General features: G+C 64.8%; 14 protein-coding genes and 1 riboswitch. Of the genes, 6 read left to right on the top strand and 8 right to left on the bottom strand.

Annotated features, from left to right (window positions below):
* Positions 1 to 150: 150 nt before the first annotated feature.
* Entirely contained in the window at positions 151 to 1,269 is a 1,119-nt protein-coding gene (locus ACFULT_RS02425; protein ID WP_378480507.1) for an alkane 1-monooxygenase, read from the top strand.
* 12 nt (positions 1,270 to 1,281) lie between these two features.
* On the opposite strand, the gene ACFULT_RS02420 is transcribed toward ACFULT_RS02425, so the two are convergent.
* Complete coding sequence (locus ACFULT_RS02420) at positions 1,282 to 2,472, bottom strand: ATP-binding protein (RefSeq protein ID WP_020112464.1); 1,191 nt, start codon at positions 2,470 to 2,472, stop codon at positions 1,282 to 1,284.
* Between the two features lie 296 nt (positions 2,473 to 2,768).
* Between ACFULT_RS02420 and ACFULT_RS02415 the strand changes: the two genes are divergently transcribed.
* Positions 2,769 to 3,320, top strand: coding sequence for an alpha-isopropylmalate synthase regulatory domain-containing protein (locus ACFULT_RS02415; protein ID WP_378480506.1), 552 nt, complete (start codon positions 2,769 to 2,771; stop codon positions 3,318 to 3,320).
* A gap of 81 nt (positions 3,321 to 3,401) precedes the next feature.
* On the opposite strand, the gene ACFULT_RS02410 is transcribed toward ACFULT_RS02415, so the two are convergent.
* The gene (locus tag ACFULT_RS02410; RefSeq protein ID WP_094720012.1) at positions 3,402 to 3,884 is read right to left on the bottom strand and encodes a hypothetical protein; all 483 of its coding nucleotides are present in this window, start codon (positions 3,882 to 3,884) and stop codon (positions 3,402 to 3,404) included.
* A 70-nt stretch (positions 3,885 to 3,954) separates the two neighbouring features.
* On the opposite strand from ACFULT_RS02410, the gene ACFULT_RS02405 reads away from it, so the two are divergent.
* Positions 3,955 to 4,848, top strand: coding sequence for an alpha/beta fold hydrolase (locus ACFULT_RS02405; protein ID WP_037109575.1), 894 nt, complete (start codon positions 3,955 to 3,957; stop codon positions 4,846 to 4,848).
* A gap of 26 nt (positions 4,849 to 4,874) precedes the next feature.
* Here the strand turns inward: ACFULT_RS02405 and ACFULT_RS02400 are convergent, their stop codons facing one another.
* Positions 4,875 to 5,807 carry a zinc-binding alcohol dehydrogenase family protein gene (locus tag ACFULT_RS02400; RefSeq protein ID WP_378480505.1) on the bottom strand — a complete coding sequence of 311 codons (933 nt, stop codon included), beginning with the start codon at positions 5,805 to 5,807 and terminating at the stop codon, positions 4,875 to 4,877.
* Between the two features lie 112 nt (positions 5,808 to 5,919).
* On the opposite strand from ACFULT_RS02400, the gene ACFULT_RS02395 reads away from it, so the two are divergent.
* The gene (locus tag ACFULT_RS02395; protein ID WP_378480504.1) at positions 5,920 to 6,528 is read left to right on the top strand and encodes a TetR/AcrR family transcriptional regulator; all 609 of its coding nucleotides are present in this window, start codon (positions 5,920 to 5,922) and stop codon (positions 6,526 to 6,528) included.
* Here ACFULT_RS02395 and ACFULT_RS02390 read toward each other — a convergent pair.
* The 5 genes from ACFULT_RS02390 to ACFULT_RS02370 all read right to left on the bottom strand — a co-directional run bounded on the left by ACFULT_RS02390 (position 6,516) and on the right by ACFULT_RS02370 (position 12,017).
* Positions 6,516 to 7,787 (bottom strand): LLM class flavin-dependent oxidoreductase, encoded by a 1,272-nt coding sequence (locus ACFULT_RS02390; protein WP_378480503.1) that lies wholly within the window; start codon positions 7,785 to 7,787, stop codon positions 6,516 to 6,518. The genes ACFULT_RS02395 and ACFULT_RS02390 overlap by 13 nt on opposite strands.
* Complete coding sequence (locus ACFULT_RS02385; RefSeq protein WP_378480502.1) at positions 7,787 to 8,542, bottom strand: 3-oxoacyl-ACP reductase; 756 nt, start codon at positions 8,540 to 8,542, stop codon at positions 7,787 to 7,789. Before ACFULT_RS02385 ends, ACFULT_RS02390 begins: the two co-directional genes overlap by 1 nt.
* Before the next feature lie 98 nt (positions 8,543 to 8,640).
* A riboswitch (TPP riboswitch) is annotated at positions 8,641 to 8,735 on the bottom strand.
* A gap of 96 nt (positions 8,736 to 8,831) precedes the next feature.
* The gene (locus tag ACFULT_RS02380; RefSeq protein WP_378480501.1) at positions 8,832 to 10,115 is read right to left on the bottom strand and encodes an alpha-amylase family glycosyl hydrolase; all 1,284 of its coding nucleotides are present in this window, start codon (positions 10,113 to 10,115) and stop codon (positions 8,832 to 8,834) included.
* The gene (locus ACFULT_RS02375) at positions 10,112 to 11,272 is read right to left on the bottom strand and encodes an alpha-hydroxy-acid oxidizing protein (RefSeq protein ID WP_378480500.1); all 1,161 of its coding nucleotides are present in this window, start codon (positions 11,270 to 11,272) and stop codon (positions 10,112 to 10,114) included. Before ACFULT_RS02375 ends, ACFULT_RS02380 begins: the two co-directional genes overlap by 4 nt.
* Positions 11,259 to 12,017 carry a type 1 glutamine amidotransferase gene (locus ACFULT_RS02370; RefSeq protein WP_378480499.1) on the bottom strand — a complete coding sequence of 253 codons (759 nt, stop codon included), beginning with the start codon at positions 12,015 to 12,017 and terminating at the stop codon, positions 11,259 to 11,261. Before ACFULT_RS02370 ends, ACFULT_RS02375 begins: the two co-directional genes overlap by 14 nt.
* An 87-nt stretch (positions 12,018 to 12,104) precedes the next feature.
* On the opposite strand from ACFULT_RS02370, the gene ACFULT_RS02365 reads away from it, so the two are divergent.
* The gene (locus tag ACFULT_RS02365; RefSeq protein ID WP_378480498.1) at positions 12,105 to 14,039 is read left to right on the top strand and encodes a helicase-related protein; all 1,935 of its coding nucleotides are present in this window, start codon (positions 12,105 to 12,107) and stop codon (positions 14,037 to 14,039) included.
* A gap of 39 nt (positions 14,040 to 14,078) precedes the next feature.
* On the top strand, positions 14,079 to 14,525 hold the full coding sequence (locus ACFULT_RS02360; RefSeq protein ID WP_037109597.1) for a PPOX class F420-dependent oxidoreductase: 447 nt from the start codon (positions 14,079 to 14,081) through the stop codon (positions 14,523 to 14,525).
* The last annotated feature ends 41 nt before the right edge of the window (positions 14,526 to 14,566 follow it).

Below are 14,566 nucleotides of genomic sequence, written 5' to 3'. Positions count from 1 at the left end.
TGGTGCTCCTCACGTCGGGTCTGTGTGCCCATCCGATCACGTGGCTGGTTCGAACGACAATGGTGAGGGCCTTTGCCCGAAAATAACTGTTACCTTTAGTCAGAGTAAATTTCTTGCGGTCGATTTTCCGAGAGGGGGTATGCGACCCTCATGACCCAGCAGACTCCGAGCGTGCCGCTCACGTGGCGCGATCCCAAGAGATACCTGTGGCCACTCGGCCTGGTGATCCCGCTCAGCCCGTTCATGGCCTGGGGCCTGGTCAGTTGGCTCGGCCCCGGCGCGTTCTGGCTGCTGGGCCTGGTGATCATGGGCATCGTCATCCCGCTCGTCGACGCCTTCTCCGGCGTAGACCGTCGTAACCCGCCCGTCGAAGCCGCCGAGGCGCTCGAAAAGGACAAGTACTACCGCTGGTGCCTGTATCTGCTGATCCCGCTGCAATACGCCGGGCTGGTCCTGGCCTGCTACCTGTGGGCGCACGGACCTCTCGGAGTTCCGGAGCGTGTCGGATTGGCGATCACCATCGGAATCGTCGGCGGAGTCGGCATCAACGCCGCGCACGAACTGGGCCACAAACGTGAGAACGTCGAGCGCTGGTTGTCCAAGGTGACATTGGCGCAGTCGTTCTACGGGCACTTCTACGTCGAGCACAACCATGGGCACCACGTGCGCGTGGCGACGCCGGAGGATCCTGCGTCGGCCAAGTACGGCGAGAGCTTCTGGAGGTTTCTTCCGCGGAGCATGATCGGCGGCATCGTCTCCGCGTGGGAGCTCGAGCAGCGCCGGCTTCATCGCATCGGCAAATCACGCTGGACCGCCCACAATCACCTGTTCAACGCGGCGGCCATCTCGGTCGTGTTGTTCGCGGCTCTGATCGCAAGCTTCGGCTGGATCGTGGCCCCGTACCTGGTGCTGCAGGCTGTGATCGCGGTAATTCTCTTCGAGGCCGCGAACTACCTGGAGCATTACGGGCTTCTGCGGCAGAAGACCAAGCGCGGGCGGTACGAGCGCACCAATCACACCCACAGCTGGAACAGCGATCACCTGTGGAGCAACCTGTTTCTGTACCACCTCCAGCGGCACAGCGACCACCACGCCAACCCGGTGCGGCGGTACCAATCCCTGCGCAGCATGGACGATTCACCGCAGCTCCCGGCCGGGTATGCGGTGATGATCTTCTGTGCACTCGTGCCTCCGCTGTGGCGGAAGGTGATGGATCAGAGGTTGATCGACTATTACGACGGGGACATGTCGCGCATCAATTCCTTGTGAGCGCGGAGCGCCCTAGTCGTCCGTCTGCGCCCGCAGGTATCGCCCGAAGTGGGGGACCGTGAAGGCGATGGTTCCCCGCTCGGCGGAGTAGATCAGCCCCTTTTTGATGAGCCCGTCCCGTGCGGGGGACAACGACGCGGGCTTGCGGCCCAGTTCGGTGGCCACCGCGGACGTCGGCACCGAGGCATCGTCGCCCGAAAGATCGGCCATTGCCCGCATGTACTCGCGCTCCGCTGGGGTTGCCCGCTCGTACCGCGAACCGAAGAATCCGACCGCGAGCTCTTCCTCCGCAGTCGGTGCTGCGACACGGACGTCCTCGGCGGTGATCGGTGATTCGGCCGCGAGATCCCACGTCGCCTTGCCGTACGCCTGCACGAAGTACGGGTATCCGTCCGCAGCGTCGTACAGCGCGTCGAGTGCCTCGGTGGTGAACTCGACGTCTTCGCGATCCGCCGGCGCGATCAACGCAAGATCTGCCGCGGTCCGTTCGAGCCTGCCGATGCGGTGATAGCTGAACAGCCTCTCCGAATAGCTCTTCGACGCGGACAGGACTGCAGGCAGATGCGGCAACCCTGCGCCGACGATGATCAGCGGCGCCGCGTCCTGGCTCAGCTCGTGGCAGGCCGCGCACAGGGCCGAGATGTCCGCAGGCCCGAGATCCTGCATCTCGTCGATGAAGATGGCGATACCTACTCCGACATCCCCGGCGAGCGCCGACGCGTCGAGCAGCAGTTCGACCAAGTCGATCTCGATGTCACCCGAGTCGGCGCGTCCGGTCTTCGCCGGAACGTCGATGCCGGGCTGCCAACGCTCGCGCATGCCCTTGTCCGCCGACGCTCGGAGCGCGAACGCCTTGAGCACACCGAGAAATTCGTCGACGCGCTCAGGATCCCGGTGCGACGCAGCGATTCCTCGGACGGCCATGTGCAGCGCCGACGACAGTGGCCGTCGCAGCTCCTGGTCCGGCCGCGCTTCGATCTTTCCGGTTCCCCATCCTCGCGCGACGGCCGCCGATCGCAGGTGGTTCAGCAGCACCGTCTTCCCGACGCCGCGCAGACCCGTCAGTACGACGCTTCGCTCCGGACGGCCACGGGTGATGCGCTCGAGTACGACGTCGAAGGCGTCGAGTTGCTTCTTTCGCCCTGCAAGTTCGGGCGGACGCTGACCTGCGCCGGGAGCGTAGGGGTTACGCACGGGGTCCATGGGGCCAAAGTAACAAGTGGGATTGGACTTTATGGGCACATCTAGGTCGTGTCCTAGAGAGTGTTATCGAGACCTAGCGACTTCATCGCACAGTATCGGGCACTATCGGCTGCGCACTAGACGCCGTTAGACGACCGAATTGTTGCTCTGCATGGGCAGGCGGGAGTACCTTGACTCTCGTGAAGAAGCTTCTCGTAGTACACCGCCGTAGCGGGGTCTGATTCGGACCGACCCCCGCTGCGGGTCGTTGTGCTACCCATCTCGGTCCTTCCTTCACATTCGGAAAGACCACTCCTATGAACGCTCTCACCTCCGCTTCTTTCGCCCCGACATCTCCCAGCGAGTCCTTCGCCGCGCGCTTCGGCGGCGTTGTCCCGCGCGAGCTGAACGCCTCGGCGCAGGCCATGAGCTGGTCGGCGTTCCGCGCCGAGTACAGCGGCGCCTCGGGTCCGATCCGCCTGGGCACATGGCAAGCATCCGACGCGCGAGGCGGCCGGAAGACCTTCGATGCAACCTTCGGCATCGGCGACTCCATTCACTCTGCGACGGCAACCAGCTACGGCCCGATCGACGCGTTGACGTCGATGCTCTACGACGCAGGCATCCACCTCGAGATCACCGCGTTCCACCAGCAGCCACTGAGCCTGCATCAGCTTCCGAACGGATCGACGGCGACCTTCGTCCGGTGCGACCTCGACGGTCGACGCGAGTGGGCGATGGCCATCGAGCGCGACAGCGTCGAATCGTCGATCAGGGCCGTCATCGGCGCAGCCAACCTACTGCACAGCCGATGCAGGGCTGCACGACTGTCTCTGGATGGTTCTACACCTCTATCGTCTGCGCGCTAGATATGCGTAGAGGGCGATAGCAACGCTCGCTATCGCCTTCTACGGGTTTCTTCCGTGGATACTAGAGAAATGTAGAAAGCGCTACGGCATCTCCATAGTCTGGGCTCGCCGAATCTCGCCGACCGCGCGATGGATGTAGCCCTGGGCTGCGACCTTTCGCCTGATCAGCAGGTCCGTGATGATCAGGATTGCGTGCTCCGGCCGGGGAAACGGCCGTTGTTCCGCGGCCTCCTGCATGTGATCGGCGACGCCGAGCGCCCCCGTCAGCACCTCGACGAAGCCGGGAACGTCGAGATCCTCGTACCACTCGGCCGACGCCCGGACCGCACTGGTCAACGCATCCTGGACATCCTCCCCGGTGAGACCGTCGGGATGCAGTTCTTCGAGTAGCGAACGCACCATCTCGGCGTGGATCGAGGCGACCTGAGCTCGATCCTCGGAATCGAGGCTGCCGACGGCGTCGTCGAAGTCGCTCTTCGAGCGGGCGCGTGCCGCGGTGATTGCGTCATCGGTTGCGGCGGCGATCGCGCGTACGGTCGGCGGCCAGTCGGAGTTCTCGATCACCGGTCGATTCTCGCAGGCAGGACCGACAGTTCGTGTACATGTAACCCGGATTCATACTAAAGTCGAGTGAATGAGCACCGCCATGGACCGCAGAATCGTAGTCAACGAGGGCATGCACCTCGCCGTGTTCGAAACCGGCAACCCGGACGGTGAGACGATCGTGCTGGTTCACGGCTGGCCCGACACACACGAGTTGTGGAGCCACATCGTCCCGCTCCTCGCCGACGATTATCGAGTCGTGTCCTACGACGTACGCGGAGCAGGGGAGAGCACGATTCCCCAGGAGCAATCGGCATACCGGCTCCGCAACCTCGCCTCCGACTTCTACGCCGTGATCGACGCCGTCAGCCCGGACCGGAAAGTCCACGTCCTCGCGCACGACTGGGGCGCAGTCCAAGCCTGGGAAGCGGCGGCGGAGCCACACGCGATCGACCGCATCGCCTCCTACACGTCCATTTCCGGTCCCAACCTCGACCACCTCGGCAAATGGTCCCGCTCACGCCTCGCGAAACCCACCGTGGAGGGCATCCGTCACGTCCTCGCACAGGTGCGCGCCTCCTGGTACACGGTCACGTTCCACATCCCCGGGCTGTCGACGCTACGAATCAAGCGCCAGTTCGCCAAAGGATGGCCCGCATTCCTGCAGGAGTTCTCAGGTGTCGATCCTGCTCTGGTGACACAGAATTCGACCCTGTGGTCCGATGCGACCAACGGCACCAACCTCTACCGTGCCAACATCATTCCGCGACTGACGAAGCCGCGGGAACGTTACGTGGACATCCCCGTCCAACTGATCGTGAACACCGAAGACGTCGCCGTGCGTCCGTACCACTACGCCGACACCGGCAAGTGGGTGAAGAACTTGACTCGCAACGACATTCCAGCAGGCCACTGGTCGCCCATCTCCCATGCGCGCGACATCGCGGAACTCACCAAGACATACATCGCCGGGCTGGGCCGCTGACAAACGCCCGTCAACAGAAGAACATCTCAGGGCGCGAGAACCAGCTTGTGCCGCACCGATGATGCTCGGCTCCATGCCTTCTCGACGTCGGACAGCGGAACTTCCTCGTACTCGATCCGAAGCTTGCCTTCGGCTGCCCAGTCACTGACCCGGCGGTAGGCGTCGGCCACTGCTTGCGGCCCGTGATGAATCGGCATGAACCCGGCGACTGTCGCTCCCAGTGCCCTCATGAGCTGCGCCGGGATCGTGATGTCGGCTCCGGCTCGATCGCCGATCTGAATGGACCGCACGCCTCGGTTTCCCGCCCGAAGCGCGGCGAGCGCCACAGTGCCCCAGGTGTAATCGAGGATCACGTCGACGCCTCCGGACGCGTCGCGGATCGCTGCCGTCAGGTCGTCTTCGGGCGAGCCGGCGGCGACCACTCCTGTGGCGCCGAGTTCCAGCGTCGCCTCCAATGCCTGCCGGTCGCGTCCGACGACCGTGATGGACCCGGCGCCGAGCAAGCACGCAGCCTGCACGGCGATGCGCCCGACCACGCCGGTGCCGCCCAGGATCACGACGCTCTCGCCTGCCTTCAGGTGCGCACCCTCGACGAGCGGCATACTTCCCGCCAGGCCTGCGTTTCCCAAGGTCGCGGCGGTTCCGAAGTCCAGGGTGTCCGGAATGTCGATCAGGTTGCCCACGGGTACGGGCGCGAACTCGGCCATCGAACCGAACGGAGCCCGCGGCAGGGAGAAGTACACCCGACGTCCGTCGGCGGTGACGCCACCACCTTCGATGCCTGCGATCACGGGCAGGGTTCGCGGGCTCAGATAGTGCCCGCCCGAGGCGATGGCAATATCGACGGCGTTGATCGTGGCCGCTTCCACCCGAAGCAGCTCGATGCCCTCCGCACCCGTCGGGTCCTCGTGATCGGCGAACCTGGGAACCCCGTACTCGGTCAGAACTGCTGCTTTCACGACATGCCTCCACCCATCGTCCGCACCCTCGCCCGGGTGACTGAATCAGTATTCACTGAATATGGATTCAGTCTGTACGCTACATACGTCACTGTCAATCGAAAGGGCGCATGTGCCGACCACCTCACGCGAGCTTCAGGCCGCCCGAACCCGCACAGAACTCGAGGACGCCGCGCGTGTCGTGTTCGCGCGGACGGGATACCTCGCGGCCAAGATCACCGACATCACGCGCGAGGCCGGCCGGTCGACGGGGTCGTTCTACAACCACTTCGACAGCAAGGACGCACTACTGCTCGCCCTCGCCGAACGACTCGGCGAGGAAGCCGACGCGATAGTCGCCGCGCAGGATCCGGTCGCACGAACCGCGCGAACCATGCGTCCCCACCTCGAGGTGTTCTGGCGGATCTTCGGCGAGAATCGAACAGTCATCGACGCGCTCCGCGACGCAGCCCTCGTCAGCGACGAACTCTCCTCCCGTGTCGAAGAATTCACCATCCTGCAGTTCGAGCCGTGGGTCGACAGACTGCGCGGATTCGAGAGCGACGGCGTCGAGCTGCCGGCGTCGCCCGCGGTGACGGCGCAGCTCGTGGCCGGCGCCGCCGAGTCGTTCGCACGCCGATGGACGGGCGAACCGTCGCATGGACTCGATGCGCTCGTCGACTTCGTCGATCGCGCAGTCTTCGGTCCGCTCGTGAATACACGTCCCGATCAGACGAGGTGACCACGCAGCGTGTTGGAGGTGTAGTCCCGACGAAAGAGCCCCCGCGACTGCAGGACAGGTACTACGTGGTCGACGAAGTCATCCAAACCGTCCGGATACAGCGGGGGCATCAGGTTGAAGCCGTCCGCTGCACCGCCGTCGATCCAGGCCTCGATCTCGTCGGCGATGGACTCGGGAGTGCCGATCATCGTCGCATGGCCGCCGCCCGCGGCGAGCGTGCCGAGCAGCTCACCGACGGTCGGAGAGTCTTTCGCGATGATCCGAAGGATGGTCTCGTACCGTCCGTGGGGCCCGGTGAATTCCTCGATGGGAGGCAATGAAGGGACAGGAGCATCGAGTTCCCACGCACTGCAGTCTTGTTCGACGAACATGCTCAGTTGTCTCAACGACTGCTCCACCGGCAACAAGGCGTCGAGCTCGTCCTTCTTCGCTCTCGCCTCGGCCGTGGTCGATCCGACGTAGGTCACGAGGCCGGGCATGACGCCGACGGACGAGGGTTCCCGTCCAGCACTGCGGATCCGAGCCTTCACATCCGCGTAATACGCCGCGCCGGATTCGATATCGTAGGCGACTGCATAGATCGCCTCGGCGTAGCGGGCGGCCAGATCCCGGCCCTGCCCCGACGCACCTGCCTGGAACAGCACCGGCCGGCCCTGCGGTGAACGAGGGACCGTCAGCGGACCGTCGACCCGGAAATGCTTGCCCGAGTGGTCTATCCGATTCACCTTGTCCGGATCGGCGTACATGCCGCCACGGTCGAGTACGAGAGCATCGGCGTCCCACGTGTCCCACAGAGCGAGGGCGACGTCGACGAACTCCTCGGCACGCGCGTATCTCTCACCCCGAGGCGGGATCTCGTCGAAGCCGTGATTGCGCGCTTCGGCGTCGAACATCGAGGTGACGACGTTCCATCCGGCACGTCCGCCGCTGATGTGGTCGAGGGAGGCGAGCAGCCGCGCGGCGTGGAACGGTGTGTAGAACGTGGTGGACACCGTGGTCACCAGACCGATGTGCGTCGTCACCCGCGCCATCGCCGTCAGGGCGGTGATCGGTTCCAGAAACCAAGTTCCCGCTCCTGCCGGGTCACGCACCGAGTGGCCGTCGGCGAAGAACACCGCGTCGAGTTTGCCGCGCTCCGCCGTCCGTGCGAGCTTCTCGTAGTACCCGATATCGCCCAGGTCCTCGACGCGCGAACGCGGATGTCGCCAGGCGGCGCTGTGGTGACCGCAGTTGTACAGGAAGGCGTTCAGATGCATCATCAGTCCTTGACCAATCCACCGTCCACGACGAGATTCTGGCCGGTCACCGAACGGGACCACGGCGATGCGAAGAACAGCAACGCATCGGCGAACTCCTCGGGCGTCACCACACGTTTCAATGGAGTGGAGGCGGCGATGAAGTCGAAGACCTCCTCCGGCGTCGCGGCGCTCGCGTCGGTGGTGCGCAACAGGCCGCCGGACACCATGTTGACGGTGATGCCGTCGCCGCCGAGGTCGGCCGCAAGCGTCCTGGTCAGCGACAGAAGAGCGGCCTTCGATGCCGTGTAGTCGTGGTAAGGCACCACGGGGTTCTGAAACAGGTTGGTGCCGACGTTGACGATCCGGCCCGATCCGGCGGCCCGCATACCCGGCACCGCGCGCTGAGTCGTGTTCAGAGCACCGCGCACTGCGCCCTGGAACTGGGCGTCGAACTGGGCCCAGGAGATGGTGTCCGCCTTGCTGCGCGCGTCACCGTCGAACGAGAAATCGGCGAGAGCATTGTTGACGACGGTGGTCACCGACGTGCCGAAATGCTGCTCGGCTGCGGTGAACAGGGCGTCGACCTGGGCGGGATCGGTGACGTCGGCAGCGACGGCCACACCACCGATCTCCGACGCCAGTGCCTCCGCAGCCTCGCGGCTACGACGATAGTTGACGACGACGTGTGCTCCCTGCGCAGCGAACGCGCGGGCCACTGCAGTTCCCAGGCCCCGTCCGGCTCCGGTGACAACGACGGTCTGACGATCGAAGTTCATACTTGTGCCTCTCGCTCGGTGGACACCACGAACGTGAGGATGCACGGATGCTCGGCACCAACGACCGACCGCGCTGACATCCCTAGGAATACCGGGGCATTCCGCAGGCTCCACGCCTGCCGCTGGTGCTGACCAGATCAGGTTCGACGGGTGTGTTCTCAGCCGCATCGGTGCGGCACCCCGTGTCGACTGCACACTGTAGCCCCTTCGCTGGGCACTACCGTCTATCACTCCTTCTACGGTGATCTAACGAAATCTCTAGAGAGTGATAGATCATCCTACGATCGAGCTAGCCGATGACCGCCCATCCGTGTGCCGGCACCGTCGTCCGTCCGCCGTCCACGGACGCAGCACCTGCCAGGACTTCGCCGGAAATGCGGTAGTCGACGGTATCGTCGCCGAGATTCAGTGCGACGTGCAGTGCGTTGTTTCCACTGTGGACCCGATAGAGCATCGCGGTGTTGGCCAGCTCGACGGTCTCGGTTTTCGCAGTGTGCAGCCACGGGGCGCGTCGACGTAGTCCGATCAGTTCCTGGTGCAGGTGGAACGTCGACCATCCCGCCGGATCGAGTTGCTCACGAGTCATGGGGAATTCGGGACGGACATCGTCGTCGCCGCCGACGCGTTCCTCCTTGACGCCGCGGAAGCCCTGCTCGTCGCCGTAATAGATCATCGGTGTTCCACCAGTGGTGAACAGCGTGACGAGCGCGTGGGGGAGATGCCGTTCGTCGGAGATGGTGCTGGCGATGCGATTGACGTCGTGGTTGCCCACGAACGTGGCGGGCACGAAGGTGTCGAGCCACTCGTTGTGGCGCCCGAGGGCGTGCGAGAGCTCGAAGAAGTTCTGCTCCGCGATTGCACTCCACGTCGCCTTCCACAGCTCGTACTGGGTCACCGAGTCCAGCGAGCTCCGCTGCACGATCTGTGCGTAGTCACCGTGGATGACCTCGCCGAGGAAGTACGCGTCGGGGAACCGTTCCCGTACCCGAGGTAGTACGGTCGCCCAGAACTCCGGCGGCACAGCGTACGCCGCGTCCAGACGCCACCCATCGGCGCCGCGGCCGAGCCAGTGTTGCATGACGTCGACGACGTAGTCCTGCACTGCGGCACTGCTGTGGTCGAGCGCGACGAGCTCGTCGTGACCTTCGAAGTTGCGGTGACGCCCGGAGGCGTCGAGATGAAACCAGGATGCCGCGTCGGAGTCCCCGGCAAGAGCACTCCGGAACCGTGGAAAGCTCTGTCCTACATGATTGAAGACACCGTCGAGCATGACCTTCATCCCCCGGCTGTGCGCCTGGTCGATCACGGTGTCGAAGTCCTCGTCGGTACCGAGCCGCGCATCGACGCGCAGGTGGTCGACGGTCTCGTACCCGTGGCCTTCCGAGGCGAAGATGGGACCGAGTGCGATGCCGGATGCTCCGAGTTCCAGTGCGTAGTCGAGCCATTCGACCACCTTGAGCAACCGATGCTCGTCGGCCAAGGAGGTTCCGTCCCACTCTCGTACCGGCGCACCGGCGAATCCGAGAGGATAGACATGCCACCAGATTGCGTGCTCGACCCAGGACGGACTCATGCGCGCACCACGGATTCCCGGCCGAGTTCGGCGGCACCGGTGTGCCCGGACAAGCTGGTGACCAGATCGAATTCGGCCAGAATGCAGCGCAGTACGTGCTCCACACCCTCCTGCCCGCCGAGTGCAAGGCCGTACAGGAACGGCCGGCCGAGCAACACCGCGTCCGCTCCGAGCGCAAGCGCCTTGGCCATGTCGGCCCCCGTGCGCACCCCGGAATCGAACAACACCGTCACCTGATCACCGACGGCGTCGACGATGGCAGGCAGTGCGTCCAACGATGCTCGCGCGCCGTCGATCTGGCGTCCACCGTGATTGGACACCACGATGCCGTCGACTCCGTGCTCGACGGCCGACCTCGCGTCGCCGACGGTGCAGATCCCCTTGAGGACGATCGGACCGTCCCAGTGATCCCGAAGGAACTTCAGTTGACCCCAGTTCAGCCCCGGATTGGGGAACATCTTCGCCCAGTGCATTGCCGCAGCAATGGGATTGGTCTCCACAGGCTGCTCCAGCCCGGCCTTGAACGCCGGATCGGTGAGGTAGTTCTCGATGCCGAGGTTCGCGAGAAACGGGAGGTAACCGCGGTCGAGGTCCGCCGGACGCCATCCCAGCAGAGTCGTGTCCAGGGTGAGCACGAGCGTCGTGAATCCGGTGGCCTTCGCCCTGTCCAGGAAACTCAGGAGCACCGATTCATCCGTGGGCCAGTACAACTGGTACCACCGCGGTGCGTCGCCACCGGCTTCCGCCACTTGCTCGAACGAGTGCGACGCCTGCGTCGAGTGGATGTACGGAACGCCGAGCGCCGCTGCGGCTCGTGCGGTGGCGAGCTCACCGTCGGGATGGGCGAGAGTCTGAATGCCCACCGGTGCGATCAACAAGGGCGCGGGAAGCTCCGTGCCCAGCACCGTGACCGAGTGATCCCGTTCGGCCGAGCTACGCAACATTCGCGGTGCAATGCGCCACCGGTCGAACGCTTCTCGATTGGCACGGGCCGTCGAACCACTACCGGCGCTGGCGACGATGTACCCCAGCGCCTCGGGCGTCAGCCTCGCGGCAGCCTGATCCTCGAGTTTCGCGAGGTTGGTCGTGATCTTCGGCTTCTGATCGGTGAACATGCCCTGGGCATAGATGCCGATCTGGTGGTCACTGAAGTTCATGCTCCCCACCGTAGTGGGAGGCGGGGAGTGCACAGCGTGAAATCCACCCGTCGAGCAGCGCGGCGCAGCGTGCGCGCAGGTCGGCTTCGTTCTCCACCAGGTCCTTCCTGATGGCGTCGACCATGTCCTGGTCCTGCTCGATACCGTCACGCACCCACGCGTCGGCCCAGGAGTCGAAGACGTCGACGTCGATCTCGGGGTGGAATTGCAGTCCCAGGTGCCTGCCGTGCACGAAGGCCTGCTGGCCGGCACTGTTGCTCGCGATCACCGTCGCGGTGTCCGGTGCGACGAAGGTGTCGTCGTGATACTCCATCCACGGTCCGGGCCCGATCAGGTCCGGGCACACCGAGATGGTCTCGGTCAGGCCGTGCTCGGGGAACTGCGACCGCGTGACGGTCCCTCCCAGGATTCGAGCGAGCAACTGCCCACCGAAACAGACACCCAGAATCGGTACGTCCTTCTCGATGGCACGCTCGAGGTAGTCGATCTCCGGGCCGATCCACGACGACTCTCCGTACGCAGCGTCCGGCGATCCCATGACGACCACCATCCCGGCGTCGTCCAGCGAAGGCGGGGTATCGGCGTGCCCGTAGTCGAAGGAATGGACGTCGAGTCGGTATCCGCGACTCTCCAACTCGGGCGCGAGCGTGCCGATATTGCGACAGCCCAGCGCCGGGTCACGATCGTGCACGAGAACGACTGCACGCTTGTCGGTCGCGGAATCCTGTCGAGAATCGATCGTCATGGAGCACGAGGCTATGACACGGTGCCGAACGGACTGTCCTCTGTACCGGTACTGCCGTGTCGGTCCGGTGCTCTACGGTTGTTCTCCGTGCCACCACGTCGACGCAAACCCGCTTCCACCACTGCCCGCACGGTCGGCGCGGGCAAGAGCGCTGCCGCACGTAAGTTCAAGGGGTCGTCGGGAACCACCACCGCGAAGAAGCGCACCACCACACGCAGGAAGCCGGTCCGCAAGACGGCGTCGCCCGATCTGCCGCTCCCCGATCCAGGCGAGCGCGTCTGGGTACTGGACGTCCCGTTCGAGGATCGCGCATTGGCATCGGCGTCGGGCGCCCGCTGGTATCCGGGTCCTCGCGTGTTCGCGTATTACGGAACCGATCTGCCCGACGGGTTGGCCTCGTTCGAGTCCATGCCGTACAGCCTGCAGCGGTGGGTGGAGGACGACGCGAACGAAGAGTGGAGACCGGAGGTCGTCCACGAACGGTCGTTGACGCCTCGCGAGACGCAACTCGAGTCGGTGCGCCGGCAGCTGGGCGCGATGAACGCTGGGTTCCCGTACTTCGCGCAGATGGACTCGACGGGTCTCGGTAAGACTCTCGCCGTCTGCGAAGCCGTTCGGCAGGCAGGCTCGGCTCCGGACATCGGCACGGTTCTGGTCGTCGCACCCAAGGGCGCGCTTCCTGGCTGGCGACGGACCATCGCCGATACCGAGGCAGATCTCGATCCCGCGGATCGCAAGCGTTGGCTGCTGGTGACGTATCAGTCCACCAAGAAGTTGTTGACGGTCCCCGAGGACACGGACCTGGGCAAGCGCAAGAAGACTCAGAATAAACGCACGATCACGTTGGGCGAGTTGCGTTTCGACATCGACGTCGTCATCGCCGACGAGTCGCACGCGTTGATGAACATCGAGTCGCAGCAGTCGCAGATTCTGTGGCGGTATCAAGAGGCCGCGCGTGCGGTCGTGTGGATGTCCGCGACACCGGGGTACCAGCCGATGCACTTCGCGTACATGGCTCGCGCGATCGAACAGAGCCGGGCGGCCGGTCCCATCGTCGGCGACGAGGAGGTCCTCGGGTACGGCGTGACCACCAAGTGGGCCGAATTCCTGATCGAGCAGGGCTTCGCACTGAAGGAGGGCAAGGCGACCACCGGATTGAAGACGTGGCGGTGGGAACCGGAGGACGCCGCGCAGCGTACGCGCGACATCGACACCATTCACCGGTGGCTCTCCGGAGGTGCTGTGCCGTGGTCGATCTCGCGCCCCTCGCCCCCGACGCCGCGTGAGCCGCTCGGCCAGGAACTCACTGCCGCGCAGAAACGCCTGTACAACTCGGCATGGGTGGACTACCGCAAGGAGCTCGGCCTACCTCTGTGGAAGTCCGTCGGCGGTAAGCGTGTGCTGCAGAAGAATCCGAGCACGAGGGCTGCGGCACTGCGGTTCCGTCAGAAATGCTCCTACCTGCGGATCCCGTCGACGGCCGATCAGGTTCGCGCGTGGATTCGCGACGGCAACCAGGTGTTCGTCTCCATGTTCTACCGCGAGTCGGTCGCGGGCCTCGCAGAGGCGCTGCGCGACGAAGGCCAGGATGCCGCCGTCGTCGACGGCAGCATGAGCAGTCAGGACCAGGAGCACGAGATCCGACGCTTCCAGACCGGCGCCGCCCGCGTGATCATCTCGACCACGACGAGTGCGATCAACCTGCACTCGAACGAGCTGTTGCTTCCGGAACGGACGGTGTCGACGTCGGCGCCGCGTGTGACCTTGATTCACGATCCACGATGGACACCGATCGAGATTCGTCAGATCGAAGGCCGAGCCAACCGCATCGACAAGGACCACGAGCACACGACGTCGACGTGCTACTACGGTTACGCCGAGGGCACCGTCGAGGAGGAAATGGTGCTCACCGGGATCGAGCGCATCGCGGACCTGGGCTCCATCGTGGGCCAGGCCGACCTCATCGACCCGGAAGCATTCCTGGCGGCGCGGGCGGAGGCGGGATCGGCGTCGGGCGCATAACGTGGGGTAGTCGACCGAGCCACTACTCGAGGGGGAGTCATGAGTTCAGACAGTTCCGAGTCGCGCCGCTTCGATCCGCACGATCTGGTGGCCGAGGCACGTCTCGGCGTCCTCGCGACCATCAAGTCCGACGGTAGGCCGCAGCTGTCGCCGGTGACGCCGTACTACGACCGCGACGCCGGAATCGTCTACGTGTCGATGACCGACGGCCGCGCGAAGACCAAGAACATCCGGCGCGATGCTCGGGTGTCCATCGAGGTCACCAGCGCCGACGGCAGGTCGTGGGCCACGGTGGACGGGACCGGAACGCTCATCGGGCCGGGAACCGACGTGTCGAGCCCCGAAGTCGATGCCCTGGTCGACTACTACCGAGCCGCCGCCGGGGAGCACCCCGATTGGGACGAGTACCGGTCCGTCATGGTGTCCGACCGCCGCGTGCTGTTGAAGCTTGCCGTCGAGCACGTCTACGGCCAGCGAATCGGCTGACGAACCAGCTGCCCGTCGGGAACCGGCTGCGTTGACTTCCG

The organism is Rhodococcus sp. NPDC057297 (genome assembly GCF_042667435.1).
Lineage (GTDB): Bacteria > Actinomycetota > Actinomycetes > Mycobacteriales > Mycobacteriaceae > Rhodococcoides.
This window is presented reverse-complemented; position numbering and strand designations above follow the sequence as displayed.

Excerpts from the sequence above, each read along its gene's own strand:
- ACFULT_RS02380 (WP_378480501.1), bottom strand. The coding sequence starts at position 10,115 with ATGAGTCCGTCCTGGGTCGAGCACGCAATCTGGTGGCATGTCTATCCT.
- ACFULT_RS02370 (WP_378480499.1), bottom strand. The coding sequence starts at position 12,017 with ATGACGATCGATTCTCGACAGGATTCCGCGACCGACAAGCGTGCAGTC.
- ACFULT_RS02360 (WP_037109597.1), top strand. The coding sequence starts at position 14,079 with ATGAGTTCAGACAGTTCCGAGTCGCGCCGCTTCGATCCGCACGATCTG.
- ACFULT_RS02375 (WP_378480500.1), bottom strand. The coding sequence starts at position 11,272 with ATGAACTTCAGTGACCACCAGATCGGCATCTATGCCCAGGGCATGTTC.
- ACFULT_RS02390 (WP_378480503.1), bottom strand. The coding sequence starts at position 7,787 with ATGATGCATCTGAACGCCTTCCTGTACAACTGCGGTCACCACAGCGCC.
- ACFULT_RS02405 (WP_037109575.1), top strand. The coding sequence starts at position 3,955 with ATGAGCACCGCCATGGACCGCAGAATCGTAGTCAACGAGGGCATGCAC.
- ACFULT_RS02420 (WP_020112464.1), bottom strand. The coding sequence starts at position 2,472 with ATGGACCCCGTGCGTAACCCCTACGCTCCCGGCGCAGGTCAGCGTCCG.
- ACFULT_RS02385 (WP_378480502.1), bottom strand. The coding sequence starts at position 8,542 with ATGAACTTCGATCGTCAGACCGTCGTTGTCACCGGAGCCGGACGGGGC.
- ACFULT_RS02415 (WP_378480506.1), top strand. The coding sequence starts at position 2,769 with ATGAACGCTCTCACCTCCGCTTCTTTCGCCCCGACATCTCCCAGCGAG.
- ACFULT_RS02425 (WP_378480507.1), top strand. The coding sequence starts at position 151 with ATGACCCAGCAGACTCCGAGCGTGCCGCTCACGTGGCGCGATCCCAAG.